Genomic DNA, 12,454 nt, shown 5'->3' with positions numbered 1-12,454 from the left:
ATGGATAAGGAATCAAAAGAGATTATAAGTATTGTGCTTTTAATCTTTTTTCCAATATTTTTATTCTTCGCTTCATTTCTGATAGGCAGATATCCAATCAGTCCTGTTGATGTGATAAATACGATTTTATCTCCAATATTTCCGCAACTGGAGGTCAACTCAACAATAACAACAATAGTCTTTGAAATAAGGCTTCCAAGAATAATCGGAGCAATAGTTGTCGGTGCATCACTTGCAATCTCTGGTGCGGCATTCCAATCAATATTCAAAAACCCATTGGTATCATCTGACCTTTTGGGTGTTTCAAATGGTGCGGGCTTTGGAGCGGCACTTGGAATCCTTTTAAGCGGAGCCAATATTATAACACAGATTTTTGCATTTGTATTCGGTTTGATATCAGTTGCAACAACTTATCTGATATCAAAATCATATAAGGCTGGTGGAATACTTGTACTGGTACTTTCAGGAGTTGCAATTTCAGCATTCTTCAATTCACTGATTTCAGCAATTAAGTTTATTGCAGATCCCGACGATAAACTGCCTGAAATCGTATACTGGCTGATGGGTAGCTTGGCATCAATCAATGCGGATAAACTCTTTATGATTGCAATACCTGTCATCATAGGACTTGCAATATTATTGATTTTGAGATGGCAAATGAACCTGCTTGCAATGGGTGATGAGGAGGCACAGTCTTTAGGTTTGGATCCGTCAAAAATAAGGCTTTTGATTATTGCAGGCTGTACATTACTCACTTCAGCTGCAGTATCCATAAGCGGTATTGTCGGATGGGTCGGACTGATTATACCTCACATGTCCCGTATGATAGTGGGACCGGACAACAGGGTGTTGCTTCCGGCTTCACTGAGCTTGGGTGCAAGTTTTCTATTGCTGATTGACAATATATCACGTGCTGTGATTGCAATTGAAATTCCAATCGGTATCCTCACAGCTATTATTGGTGTTCCGATATTTTTATACTTACTTAAAAGGGGTTATTCAGAATGGTCATAGACTCAAAATTATTTGAAGCAAAAAACATTTCATTTTCATATGATGATGAGGAAATATTTTCAGATATCAGTTTTTCAATTGGAAAAGGAGATGTCTTATGTATTCTGGGGCCAAACGGTACTGGAAAAACCACTCTGATTAAATGTCTCAACGGATTTCATGAAATTAGTTCTGGTGAAATACTAATCAACGGCAAAAACATTAAGAAGTTATCATTTAAGGAAATATCAAAACATATCGGTTATATTCCCCAATCACATGTGCCCTCTTTTCCATTTAAGGTGTTTGATGTTGTACTGATGGGAAGGTCTCCTTATCTTAACCTGACTGATTCTCCGAGAGATGAAGACATAAAAATCGCACTGGAAGCTCTGAAAACATTAGACATTGAATATCTGAAGGATAAGGATTATACCAATTTAAGTGGAGGAGAACGCCAGCTTGTATTTTTAGCAAGAGTATTATGTCAAAAACCGGATATCCTGATTCTTGATGAGCCAACTTCACACTTGGACTTTGGAAATCAGATAAAACTACTGGAAATTATTGACAATCTCGCAAAAACAGGTTTGTCAATCATAATGTCATCTCATTTTCCAGACCATGCATTTTTAAGTTCGACAAAAGTGGCTATCATGAAAAACAAGAAATTCATTGATTTCGGAGCTCCAGATGATGTGGTGACTGAAGAAAACCTGAAAAAAGCATATTCAATAGATGTAAAGCTTATAGAATTGGATGGCAAGCGAAAAGTTTGTGTACCAATGAAAACAAATTTAAAATTAGAATTATAAGGTGATAGTATGAATGAAAAAGATTATGATGAACAATTGGCAAAGGCTGCAGAGTTTCACGGACACGTCTGCGGTGGAATTGCAATCGGAACCAAACTTGCAATGTATGGTATGGAACTGCTTGAAATGCCTTTGAATCAGAGAAATAAAAATCTCATTGTATTTCTGGAAATTGACCGCTGCATGTCTGATGCAGTACAGTCTGTAACAGGATGCTCTATGGGTAAAAGATCATTAAAGCAAATGTATTACGGCAAGTTTGCTGCTACATTTCTTAACCAGGAAACCGGTGAGGCACTCAGAATAACTGATGCTGATGCCAATAAGAAGTTCAAGGATGAGGAAACCAAGGAGGAAATGATTGCAAGGTTCAGAAGAACTCCACCTGAAGAACTGTTCAAGGTTGACAAGGTTAAAATTGAATTGGGTCCTGGAGACATGCCTGGTAAACCTTATACTACTACATTCTGTTCTGTATGTGGTGAAAAGGTATCTGATGGCAGGCATAAACTCATTGGTGGAAAACCTGTTTGCATCTCCTGTGCTGAAGGGTCATATTATGAGATAATTGAAGAGTAATTTATAATGGCTTTTATTAATTACTTTCATTTTATTTTATTTTCTATTTTTATCAAAATTTATTGCTTAATTAATCTAAAACAGTTTTTAAATCATTATTTTATTTAATTGTCTATTTTCGTTTGTTTGATTTATTTTTTAATAATTCATTTCGATATGTTTATATATTCATGTTGATTAATATTTAATTGTATAAAGAATATATGAAAGGTTAAAAAATGGATTTAATGGGAGGATATCTATTAGTATTGTTGGTTTTATTCGCTGCCAATATAGCATTGCTTTTTGGCAATAATAAAATTAATAATCTGAAATTAATTGCAATTTCAGCAATATTTACCATTATAACATTTATTTTAATAAATGCCTCAAATAACATAAATTTAGAATTGTTGGACTATTTTGGGTACATATTTTTAATAATATCTATCTTGACATTTGCTATGATGGTGTATTGTACTAAAAACAATAATATTAAAGTTTTAAATTATTCAATTTTAGTTATTTTCATAATCTCAGTTATATTATTGTCCTCACAGGCTAATCTTAATGTTTTTAATTCCCTTTCATATTCTTTATTATTTTTTATTATTCTATTTGTCGTTTTTCAGCTTACAAGATTATTGCATCATGCAAAAAGGAAGTATCCAGTTTTAATTGGTGAGTACATGACTTTAGAGTCAATATTGATTTTTCTTTTTGCATTGACATATAATTCTACATTAAATCTTAACTATACAATGTTTAGTTCATTTTTAATATTAACTCCAACTTATCAGTTAATTTATGTTATAATAGGAGTTATTGTTGTTTTAGTTGTAGGTGTGCTTATAAATGATACAAGGGGGAAATAAATGATTATTCAGGGAACTGAAACATTAACTTCATTGATTCATATCCTGTCTGAAAGTCTTTTAACACCGGTTGTTGTTTTGCTGGTAGTCTCGATAGTTATTGTCATATTGGCATTCGGAGGATTGATTAATGAGTTTATTTCAAGAAAAGCCATTAGTTCAAGAAATTTGGAGGATTTAGTCAGGAGAGTTTCATTTTCAGCCAATGTGGCTCAAATGAAAGATGAAATTTCAAAAAGTGACTTGTTTGATTATCAAAAGGAAATTTTGACAAGAATTGCAGACAATCATGATATAGGGCCGGAAGCAAGAAAAGCATTGGCCAGTGAATTGATTTCTGCTCATGAGACAAGATTAATCAAAAAAACTAATAAAACTGATATATTAGTTCGTGTTGGACCAATATTGGGACTTTTAGGTACTTTAATACCGTTAGGTCCCGGACTAGCAGCGCTTGGAACAGGAGACATTGCAACTCTTGCCCAATCTCTGACAATTGCATTTGACACAACTGTCACAGGTTTGACCGTGGGAGCTATTGCATTTTTAATATCAAAATACAAAAAGCAATGGTACGAATCAGAACTTATTGATGTTGAAACCGTTGCTGAAGCGGAACTTGAAACAATGAACAAATGGTGATTTGATGCTTAGGAAAAGAAGAAGGATTTCTGAATCAGTTGATGATGATCCTATGGGTGGATTAAATAACCTGTCCGATGCAATGCTTGTTTTGGCTTTGGGGTTTTTGATTTTTGCAATTATGGCATTGTCCGCTAATCCGGATATGATTACACAGTCACAGTCAACGCAGGACGTTTCAACTGCTGATACATTCACGCAGAATTACACTGATGCTGGTGGACTTGAAGACAGCGGATACAGTGAAGTCGGAAAGGTATATGAAGATCCCGCTACTGGTGAGCTGGTGATGGTATCGGGTTAACTTGTTTTAGGAGTTTTTTAACTTCGCTTTTTTTACTATTTTTTTCTTTTAAATATTTATTCACTTTATAATATTGATTTGAGCTTGTAAAATTGTTTTTATTTAAAACTGAGTATTTTAAATATCTTAAATGCTAAAATAAACTCATGAAAATTAAAAATTTTGAATTAATCGGATTATGGATAATTGCATTTTTAGCAGCTACTTTTTCTGTGAATGAATTTAGAAAGTTTTTAAGTGATAATCGTGGAGGATTGGTATTATCTTTTGGAGATATTGATTTTCCAGATATGGGGTGGTTGGAATATAAGCTGTTAAAAGTTGATAAATCTGTCAAATCTATTAATCCACAAGATTTGCCTGAGGATTTTTGTCCGGAGGCTTGTAAATTGGTTGATGAATTTCACAGAAAAACTGTTAATCAGGATATTGAATGGATGCTGTATTTTGATTACACAAACGGTGATGTAATATATTCTTGGAAAGGGGACGAGGATAAAACGGGTGGAGAATATGATAAAATTCACTTCAAAAATAGAAAAATTGCTTCGTTACATAATCATCCGAAGAATTATTATTCGTTTCCGTCTTCGGATAATTTTGATATTTTATGTAATGAATTTGAAGATTACGAAATTATCACTTCCATTGATGTTTTTTGGGTTGTTGAATTTAAAGGCAGGGTTGAAAAAGAAATTAGACAAAATTTTCAGTATCATCTTGCGAAAGATATGAATATAATAAATAATAAAATTAAATCAAGGTATATCAATGCAAAAACAATTAATTCTAATGTAGAATTATATATTGGTGATTATTTGTTAAATGTTATCGATAAAAAGATAAATGAAATCAATTTAGTTTTAAATAAAAAGGAGATTCAATAATGTCTAATAATGTTAATAAAAGACTTGGTTATGCATCAAAATGTAGGGGGATTCCTAAGTACCCTGAGGAATTTACTGTAAATTTGGAAAAACCAGATAGTGTTTCAGATGATGATTTACAAAAATGGGATGAATCTATCAGACAATTTCTTAAAAAAATTGAATCAGATTAGTGTATAAAAAAATTTTTGAGAATGCCAATTTTGTAATATATTAGAATTTGGGCATTAAATTTCCATGAAATGATTAATTTCATCGATACTTTTATAAATACTTAAAACAAATATTTTATTACTGTTATTTTTAACAGTGGTAAATTACTTTTTTTGGGATAAGTTCCCATATGGATGTGGCCCTTGGTGGCTGAACAAAAAGGTGTTAATTTATGTATAAATATATTAGAGATGCGTGGAAAAATCCTGATGAGTCTTACGTACGTGAACTCATGTGGGAAAGAGCTCCTAAATGGAGAAAGCAAAAAGTAGTTCAAAGAATTGAAAGACCTACTAGACTCGACAGAGCTAGAAGTTTAGGTTACAGAGCTAAAAAAGGTTTTATTGTAGTAAGAACCAGAGTAAGACGTGGTGGAAGAAGAAAAACTCGTCGTTTCAATGGTCGTAAACCTAAAAGAATGGGTGTAAACAAAATTACCCAAGCAAAATCTATTCAAAGAATTGCTGAAGAACGTGTAGCTAAAAAATACCCTAACTTAGAAGTTTTAAACTCATACTGGGTATGGTCTACAGGTAAACATAAATATTATGAAGTAATTTTAGTAGATCCACAAAGTCCTTCTATCGTTAACGATAAAAAAATCAATTGGATTTGCTCCAAAAAACACACTAACAGAGCTCTCAGAGGCTTAACCAGTGCTGGTAACAAAGGACGTGGAATCAAATCTAAAGGAAAAGGCTCTGAACAAGCTAGAAGAAGAAAATTATAATTTTCTTCTAAATCCTTTTTTTTTGATTGATATGATTCATAATATTAAGTTTAGGGCTTTCGTTTATGAAAATGAAAGCGTTGATGATATTAGTCAAGCTATTTTAAATATTCTTCCTGAAGCTGAAATCGAAGCTGAAGAGGCTGAAGGATTACTTGAAAACAAGATAATAATTCTAACCGGAATTGTTTCTAAAAAACGATTCACAAAAACTTTTTTTAATACACTTTTAAAGTGGACCGACTTGGATAAACTCAACGGGGATTTGGAGCGCAAGATAGATGATAAAGGTAACTGGTTTTTAAGATTTGATAAATCTGACGCTCTAGATGAAATATGGACTATTAAGGATTCAGGAGATGCAATTCATTTAAAAGTTAAAATTGCAGCATTTCCTGCTAAAAAGCAGATTGCAGTGGATAAAGTCCGTCAAGCTATTTTAAATGATTGAAATGGAATTTGATGAGATAATTCATGAGCTTGAAAGCTTGTCAGATGTTGATTATGCTCAAAACATGAAGAATTTCGGCATTCAATATGTTAGAAGTTACGGTTTGAGAATACCTCAAATCAAAAGGATTGCCAAAAGCTGTGGTAAGAATCATGAACTGGCACAAAAACTGTGGAATCACGGATATCATGAAACCTACATTATGGCAACACTGGTTGAAGAGGAAGATAAGGTAACCTCGTCCCAATTGAATGAGTGGGTTGATGAGTTCTATTCATGGGATCTGGTTGACCAGGCATGCATCAATCTTTTGAGATTCATTCCCGAAGCTTGGGACAATATATTTGTCTGGTGCGATAGTGATAAGGAATTTACCAAAAGAACAGCCTTTAGTCTGATAGCAGTTTTGGCAGTTCATGAAAAAGATTTGGATTTCACCAGATATTTTGACATTCTAAAGGATGGTTCAAAGGACAATCGTAATTTCGTTAAAAAATCAGTTAACTGGGCCATAAGACAAATCGGTAAGATTGATTTTGAAAATAATCGAAAGGCAATTGAACTTTCCTATGAAATTCTTGAAATCGACTGCAAGTCAAGTAAATGGGTTGCTCGTGGAGCGATTAGGGAGCTTGAAAGTGAAAAAGTCCAAAATAAATTCAATCACTAATTGGTAAAGTTTATTTTAGAATAATTCTAATATATTAATTAGGTGATTTAATGGAAAAACAAAGCAAATACTTGATAATTCTCTTGGTGGCTTTGGTAATATGTATTGCTGTTTTCTGGTTTCAGTTCAACAATAATGTATCAACGGTCATTATTGTAAATGAAACTGAAGTTCAAGAAAACGGATCATTTTCAGGTTTGCTGATGGATGCATATGGTTATGGTGTTGCAAACAAGACCGTCACATTCCACAAGCCAGGATATGAAATGGGAACCTTGGTGGATGCAGTGACTGATGAAAATGGTGAGTTCACTATTGAAAATGCCGAATATTTGTCAGATGCTGGTGATGATAACTATTATGGAGACTTTACTTTTGCCGGTGATGGTAAATATGCTGGATGTACTTATGAAGGTAATGTTACAGTAGTTCCTAATTAATCAAAAGATTAATTAACTATGAATCCCAAAATAATATTGTAAAAAATATATTACAAAATATTATTTTTGGGAAATATCATGAAAAACAATATCGCTATTTTCAGAAAGGAACTGGGAATGACTCAAAAACAGCTTGCTCATGCAATTGGCATGTCAGTTGAAGATTTAAATGCAATAGAAAACAATACTCTTGAACCAACATTAATCGATGCAAATAATATTGTCAAGGCACTTAAAAAAGAATACATTGCCGAAGTGTTCATGTTAAAAGAATTAGATTAACTTAAAATTAAGTTATATTCTTTTGTGAAGCTTATGAACACTAGTAATATGCTTGTTTATAATCAATTTGTATGCTCATTTTTTGAATATTGCAATTTTTAAAAGTCTTAAATTAAAAATTTAACATTCTATTTTATTTTTAAAAGATAACGGTTTTAATTTTATTATATTGTGTTTTTTTTATAATGATACAATTCAAAAATATTTCAAATAGCTATTTATATATAATCTAAAAAGTAAAATATTATTAATTAAAATAAATTGAGGTAGGTTATATGAAAGGGCATGCGAAAGTTGTCATACTTATGTTTTCTCTACACTACTTTTTTTAGAAATCATGATAATTAAATATTTTCATCTATACTGGGTGAAACTGGGATGGTGGAAATACAAATCCTGAACATCTACTATAATCACTGACATAACCTGAACCAACTAATGATGCAAAGGTAACTACTTGAGTATTATTGGAAAAGTTGCAGGGTAAGATGCTGAAATTATTATAAACAATTGATGACAAGCAATTATTGTTACGCCAACAGCAACATGAAGCTGGTTAAAAGAAATCAGAAGTTGCATAATCCTGATTCACCATTGCTGCTTGGGGAAGTTAAAGAAAGCGATGTTGTAAAGGAAATTTCAGAACCTAGCTATATTGAAACTCATGAAAAAGTAGTACCACTTACACGTACTTTTCAATCAACTTTGTTATAGACTTTATCGGATGTGGTTATTTAATATTTTGGAAAAATTTTCACGAAAGTTAATTTGAATAGCTATTTAAAAAAATGAAATCAACTAAATATTAATGTTTATGAAAAATAGGTAATTTATGTGGCATAAATTGCTGTTTTCAGATTTCAAAAACAAGTTTCTATTTCAAAATGGTCGTCGTTAATGTTATTTGTTTTATGGGGCTGATTAACGAGAGGTGGTTTATTCGTATAGTATATGTGGTGGTATGGTTGTCTCATAAAGAAAATGATTATGGATATTTCCATAATCTAGAAAAATAAAAGTCCTGCAGTTCCAAGCATAACAACTAATCCTATAAGATCTTCAATTAAGTGTATGAAGTATGGTACAGCAACATTTTTTGTATGTATGTAGGTTATCGGCAGTATACAGCCGCCAACGCCCAGTGCAAGAATTAAAAATTTTAAGTCAAATCCGTATGCAGGAATGTGCACCAATGCAAAGAGTAACTGTGAAATGACAATTCCAGCAATTATTGCATTTTTACGTCCTAATGATTTGTATGTGAATGCAACGACTAATATTAAAGGTATGAGTTTGAACAGTTCTTCACCGACCAGTTGGATTATTAAGCCAATTATTAATACGGTTGGACTACCCTTCATTGCAGCATCCGTTGCAGTGTTACCAATTCCTCCGGTTAAAATAAAATTGATTATTGCTGATAAAATCATAACTCCGATTAGACCTAAAATTATTATTTTGATGTCTTTAACTTGTGGAACTCTAAAAATCATTGACAGATTACCTTTCAAAGCATAAATTATAGGAATTAATGTTGCAAAACAGACTATTAAAGCTTTTTGGATATGAAATCCTTCTAGAGGAACAACAAATGGTGTTATGAATGTGATTAAAAATCCTATAACTAATACTATAATCTTGGGAGTTGTAAGCTCTGGAATCCCGTTTAAAAAAGGAATATCATAATCCTTATTTTCATATTTGAAATATTCACTCATTTTTCTGTCTCCATTAAAAGTTAAAATAGTTTATATTTTTAATATTAATAAATTTGTTATAAATAGTTAACGAATGTTGTTTGCTAAAAGGTAACTGCAAGGACATAGAAAAGAAAGCAAAGAAATTAGGAAATGATAAGCTAGTAGCAATGTATACAATGGCCTTAATTAAAGACAACAAGTCTTTAGATTTTCTTCCAAATTATGTAATGCTAAAGAATGGAACCCAAATCGATAAAGCAGAATATGTGGACATGGCCATAAGAACTGAAAGCTATATCAGAGCAAACGGAAGGCTTCCAGCTATTGTCTATCGTAAGTCAACATTACCTGACTATGATGATTCAACAATGAAGTTATTTATAAAGACTTATAATTTCAAAGGTGATAATATTGATGAAGCTTTAGATGTTATAGCCAACAAGAAATTGTACAGTAAATACTTTGATTCACAAAAAACAGACAGGAAAATAATAACAGATGCTAAAGCCAGTAAAGGTTCCAATTGTGTTGACTGGGGACAAGTATATTATAGAATAGCTAAATCATTAGGTTATGATGTGCAGTTTGTGCGACAAGCTAGGGTCTCTTCTCTCCATCGAGTTCAGTGAGAATAAAGTATTCTCAATCCCTGTTGTGTGGGATTTCCCCCTCTGAAACTGTTAATCTAGTAATGGACTGACAGGTTGCATGACGATATGTCTAATTAAATATTTAGTATTCAAGTATTTAAAGGCTAGGGGAAGGACAAGAACGATTAACCTTCGGGTGAATGGTTGTAAGCATCGTGACGTCAACCGATAGGTGGAATACATTTGCTACAGAAAGCTACTATTGGATTGCAGATAGGAAATAAATACTGAATTGATATTTATATTTCACAACCCATAGATCTGCCGGTGTACAGACCGAATCGTCCCTTGTTCGCAACTGACAAGAGATCAACTTGGTAAATCCTTCACAGTCCACAAAACTTTTTTTTGTGGTAAGTCGAGCGTGAGCGAAACCTAATTCTGTGGAGGACAGAGGATTTCGAAGAAAAGCAAATGCTGTCAATGGTCGAAAGACCCATAGGAAAATAGAATGGAGAAATATAACTATGGACAGATACCAAAACCATAGTGTTTTGGCAGGGAAACCTGTGCCAACTTTCGAATGGTGAACAACATGCGTATAAAACGCGATTGTAAATAATAAACAATACTAGAAGGAATTGGTGACAAATAATGAGATTAACTCCAAATAACAATATTTGTGAGCCCGCGAAACCAATCACTACCGATTGGAGTTCCATCAACTGGAACAAACCCAATCGGCATGTAACTAGTTTACAAAGGCGTATATACCGTGCCAGTAGAGAAAATAATAAAAAGAAAGTCAGAGATTTACAAAGGCAAGTAATGAGATGTAACTCGTCCTTATTAATTTCAATAAGAAGAGTTACTCAAGAAAATAAAGGCAAATACAGTCCGGGTATCGATGGTTTTAGAGCCACTACTAATTTAGCCCGTGGTGAACTATATGATACTCTCAAGACGAAGAATATTAAACTCCATAGACCAAAGCCAGTACTTCGCAAATACATTCCCAAGAAGAACGGAAAATTAAGGTCTCTAGGTATTCCTACCATTAAAGATAGGATTTATCAAGAAATCATCCGTATGGCCATGGAGCCCGAATGGGAAGCAAAATTTGAACCAACAAGTAATGGTTTTCGTCCAGGCAGGAGGCAACATGACTCCGTAAGAAGAAATTACTACAATATCCAAAGCGGTAAATGGTGCTGGATATATGAAGGTGATTTCCAAGCATGCTTTGACACTCTGTCACATGGTTTTATTCTAAAACAAGTCCGTGATTTTCCATACTATAATCTTGTTAAAAGATTTCTAGAAGTCGGATTTGTGGACAATGGAATTCATTATAAATCATATGAAGGTACTCCTCAAGGAGGTCTTTTATCTCCATTGTTAGCAAATATCGCTCTTCACGGGATGGAAGAAGCACTGGGCATATCATATATGGCCTACAACAGGACAAGAAATGGGAAAACCGTTAAAGAAGTCGTGTCTAAAGGTAAATATCGTCTATCTCGATATGCGGATGACTTTTTAGTATTCGCACAGACAGAAGACGATATAAACAAAGTGCCTGAATTATTAGAACTCTATCTGGATGAAAGGGGTTTGGTAATGTCCAAAGAGAAAACCCAAATAACACATATCTCTGAAGGATTTGATTTCTTAGGCTTTAACTTCAGACGGGATAAGGATAACATATCTCGTGTTAGACCATCCAAGGATAGCCTGAAAAGTTTTAAAGAAGAAGTCGACTATATCTGTAAAACTACACATGGTCATAATGTCAGTCTTCTAATTGACAGATTAAATCCTGTAATCAGAGGTACTGCAAACTATTGGAGATATGCTGTTTCTACAGGTTACGAACTTGCCACTATGGACCATTATCTATGGAATAAAACATTCAATTTCCTAAAGAGACTTCATTCTAATAAAGGAAAGGGATGGATTAAAAACCGTTACTATCCTTTGTATGATGATGGCATACATCGTAATAACTGGGTTCTAACAGACCCGAAATCTGGCAAAATTCTGGAGAAAATGGCTTGGTTTAAACCTAGGAGATATATTATGGTAAAACATGATTATAGTCCATATGATGGTGATAAAAAAGCATATTTCGATTCTAGAAAGTCTAAATTTTCATTTTCTACTGGATGAAAGTTTGCTTGAGCCGTATGTCTCGAAAGGGACACGTACGGTTCTTAGGAGAGGGAAAGAAAGCAATTTCTCTCCCTTATCCGACGTCCATGTCAAATGCAGAGTTTCGGGAACTGGCCACATCAGATTAAGATT

The 12,454-nt window shown here is 33.3% G+C and carries 17 protein-coding genes; 16 read left to right on the top strand and 1 reads right to left on the bottom strand.

The genetic code is table 11. From position 1 onward, the window contains the following. The 14 genes from IJ258_RS00400 to IJ258_RS00335 all read left to right on the top strand — a co-directional run bounded on the left by IJ258_RS00400 (position 1) and on the right by IJ258_RS00335 (position 8,574). Positions 1-1,014 (top strand): iron ABC transporter permease, encoded by a 1,014-nt coding sequence (locus IJ258_RS00400; RefSeq protein ID WP_292801511.1) that lies wholly within the window; start codon positions 1-3, stop codon positions 1,012-1,014. Continuing rightward, positions 1,005-1,808: an ABC transporter ATP-binding protein gene (locus tag IJ258_RS00395; protein WP_292801509.1), complete on the top strand. Its 804-nt coding sequence runs from the start codon at positions 1,005-1,007 to the stop codon at positions 1,806-1,808. The genes IJ258_RS00400 and IJ258_RS00395 overlap by 10 nt, the downstream gene beginning before the upstream one ends. A gap of 9 nt (positions 1,809-1,817) precedes the next feature. Then, a complete protein-coding gene (locus tag IJ258_RS00390; protein WP_292801507.1) occupies positions 1,818-2,387 on the top strand; it encodes an FmdE family protein in 570 nt (189 codons plus the stop codon). A 218-nt stretch (positions 2,388-2,605) separates the two neighbouring features. Next, positions 2,606-3,241 carry a peptide ABC transporter permease gene (locus IJ258_RS00385; protein ID WP_292801505.1) on the top strand — a complete coding sequence of 212 codons (636 nt, stop codon included), beginning with the start codon at positions 2,606-2,608 and terminating at the stop codon, positions 3,239-3,241. Then, positions 3,242-3,883, top strand: coding sequence for a MotA/TolQ/ExbB proton channel family protein (locus IJ258_RS00380; protein WP_292801503.1), 642 nt, complete (start codon positions 3,242-3,244; stop codon positions 3,881-3,883). A 4-nt stretch (positions 3,884-3,887) separates the two neighbouring features. After that, on the top strand, positions 3,888-4,187 hold the full coding sequence (locus IJ258_RS00375; protein WP_292801501.1) for a DUF2149 domain-containing protein: 300 nt from the start codon (positions 3,888-3,890) through the stop codon (positions 4,185-4,187). 146 nt (positions 4,188-4,333) lie between these two features. Further along, complete coding sequence (locus IJ258_RS00370) at positions 4,334-5,074, top strand: hypothetical protein (RefSeq protein ID WP_292801499.1); 741 nt, start codon at positions 4,334-4,336, stop codon at positions 5,072-5,074. Then, complete coding sequence (locus IJ258_RS00365) at positions 5,074-5,247, top strand: hypothetical protein (RefSeq protein ID WP_292801497.1); 174 nt, start codon at positions 5,074-5,076, stop codon at positions 5,245-5,247. The genes IJ258_RS00370 and IJ258_RS00365 overlap by 1 nt, the downstream gene beginning before the upstream one ends. A 212-nt stretch (positions 5,248-5,459) precedes the next feature. Next, positions 5,460-6,017, top strand: coding sequence for a 50S ribosomal protein L15e (locus IJ258_RS00360; RefSeq protein WP_292801495.1), 558 nt, complete (start codon positions 5,460-5,462; stop codon positions 6,015-6,017). A gap of 31 nt (positions 6,018-6,048) precedes the next feature. Next, positions 6,049-6,468: an RNA-binding protein gene (locus IJ258_RS00355; protein ID WP_292801493.1), complete on the top strand. Its 420-nt coding sequence runs from the start codon at positions 6,049-6,051 to the stop codon at positions 6,466-6,468. Beyond that, positions 6,461-7,138: a DNA alkylation repair protein gene (locus IJ258_RS00350; RefSeq protein WP_292801491.1), complete on the top strand. Its 678-nt coding sequence runs from the start codon at positions 6,461-6,463 to the stop codon at positions 7,136-7,138. Before IJ258_RS00355 ends, IJ258_RS00350 begins: the two co-directional genes overlap by 8 nt. A gap of 50 nt (positions 7,139-7,188) precedes the next feature. After that, positions 7,189-7,578: a hypothetical protein gene (locus IJ258_RS00345; RefSeq protein WP_292801489.1), complete on the top strand. Its 390-nt coding sequence runs from the start codon at positions 7,189-7,191 to the stop codon at positions 7,576-7,578. A 78-nt stretch (positions 7,579-7,656) separates the two neighbouring features. After that, entirely contained in the window at positions 7,657-7,860 is a 204-nt protein-coding gene (locus IJ258_RS00340) for a helix-turn-helix transcriptional regulator (protein WP_292801487.1), read from the top strand. A gap of 513 nt (positions 7,861-8,373) precedes the next feature. Further along, a complete protein-coding gene (locus tag IJ258_RS00335) occupies positions 8,374-8,574 on the top strand; it encodes a hypothetical protein (protein ID WP_292801485.1) in 201 nt (66 codons plus the stop codon). Between the two features lie 290 nt (positions 8,575-8,864). Here IJ258_RS00335 and IJ258_RS00330 read toward each other — a convergent pair whose 3' ends face one another. Continuing rightward, on the bottom strand, positions 8,865-9,578 hold the full coding sequence (locus tag IJ258_RS00330; protein WP_292801483.1) for a CPBP family intramembrane glutamic endopeptidase: 714 nt from the start codon (positions 9,576-9,578) through the stop codon (positions 8,865-8,867). Between the two features lie 80 nt (positions 9,579-9,658). Here IJ258_RS00330 and IJ258_RS00325 point away from each other — a divergent pair, with 80 nt between their 5' ends. Next, entirely contained in the window at positions 9,659-10,189 is a 531-nt protein-coding gene (locus IJ258_RS00325) for a pseudomurein-binding repeat-containing protein (RefSeq protein WP_292801481.1), read from the top strand. Between the two features lie 615 nt (positions 10,190-10,804). After that, positions 10,805-12,319 carry a group II intron reverse transcriptase/maturase gene (ltrA, locus tag IJ258_RS00320; protein WP_292801479.1) on the top strand — a complete coding sequence of 505 codons (1,515 nt, stop codon included), beginning with the start codon at positions 10,805-10,807 and terminating at the stop codon, positions 12,317-12,319. The last annotated feature ends 135 nt before the right edge of the window (positions 12,320-12,454 follow it).

The sequence above is a fragment of the Methanobrevibacter sp. genome, assembly GCF_017468685.1.
Classification (GTDB): Archaea; Methanobacteriota; Methanobacteria; order Methanobacteriales; family Methanobacteriaceae; genus Methanocatella.
This window is presented reverse-complemented; position numbering and strand designations above follow the sequence as displayed.

Excerpts from the sequence above, each read along its gene's own strand:
- IJ258_RS00400 (WP_292801511.1), top strand. The coding sequence starts at position 1 with ATGGATAAGGAATCAAAAGAGATTATAAGTATTGTGCTTTTAATCTTT.
- IJ258_RS00395 (WP_292801509.1), top strand. The coding sequence starts at position 1,005 with ATGGTCATAGACTCAAAATTATTTGAAGCAAAAAACATTTCATTTTCA.
- IJ258_RS00390 (WP_292801507.1), top strand. The coding sequence starts at position 1,818 with ATGAATGAAAAAGATTATGATGAACAATTGGCAAAGGCTGCAGAGTTT.
- IJ258_RS00385 (WP_292801505.1), top strand. The coding sequence starts at position 2,606 with ATGGATTTAATGGGAGGATATCTATTAGTATTGTTGGTTTTATTCGCT.
- IJ258_RS00380 (WP_292801503.1), top strand. The coding sequence starts at position 3,242 with ATGATTATTCAGGGAACTGAAACATTAACTTCATTGATTCATATCCTG.
- IJ258_RS00375 (WP_292801501.1), top strand. The coding sequence starts at position 3,888 with ATGCTTAGGAAAAGAAGAAGGATTTCTGAATCAGTTGATGATGATCCT.
- IJ258_RS00370 (WP_292801499.1), top strand. The coding sequence starts at position 4,334 with ATGAAAATTAAAAATTTTGAATTAATCGGATTATGGATAATTGCATTT.
- IJ258_RS00365 (WP_292801497.1), top strand. The coding sequence starts at position 5,074 with ATGTCTAATAATGTTAATAAAAGACTTGGTTATGCATCAAAATGTAGG.
- IJ258_RS00360 (WP_292801495.1), top strand. The coding sequence starts at position 5,460 with ATGTATAAATATATTAGAGATGCGTGGAAAAATCCTGATGAGTCTTAC.
- IJ258_RS00355 (WP_292801493.1), top strand. The coding sequence starts at position 6,049 with ATGATTCATAATATTAAGTTTAGGGCTTTCGTTTATGAAAATGAAAGC.
- IJ258_RS00350 (WP_292801491.1), top strand. The coding sequence starts at position 6,461 with ATGATTGAAATGGAATTTGATGAGATAATTCATGAGCTTGAAAGCTTG.
- IJ258_RS00345 (WP_292801489.1), top strand. The coding sequence starts at position 7,189 with ATGGAAAAACAAAGCAAATACTTGATAATTCTCTTGGTGGCTTTGGTA.
- IJ258_RS00340 (WP_292801487.1), top strand. The coding sequence starts at position 7,657 with ATGAAAAACAATATCGCTATTTTCAGAAAGGAACTGGGAATGACTCAA.
- IJ258_RS00335 (WP_292801485.1), top strand. The coding sequence starts at position 8,374 with ATGACAAGCAATTATTGTTACGCCAACAGCAACATGAAGCTGGTTAAA.
- IJ258_RS00330 (WP_292801483.1), bottom strand. The coding sequence starts at position 9,578 with ATGAGTGAATATTTCAAATATGAAAATAAGGATTATGATATTCCTTTT.
- ltrA (WP_292801479.1), top strand. The coding sequence starts at position 10,805 with ATGAGATTAACTCCAAATAACAATATTTGTGAGCCCGCGAAACCAATC.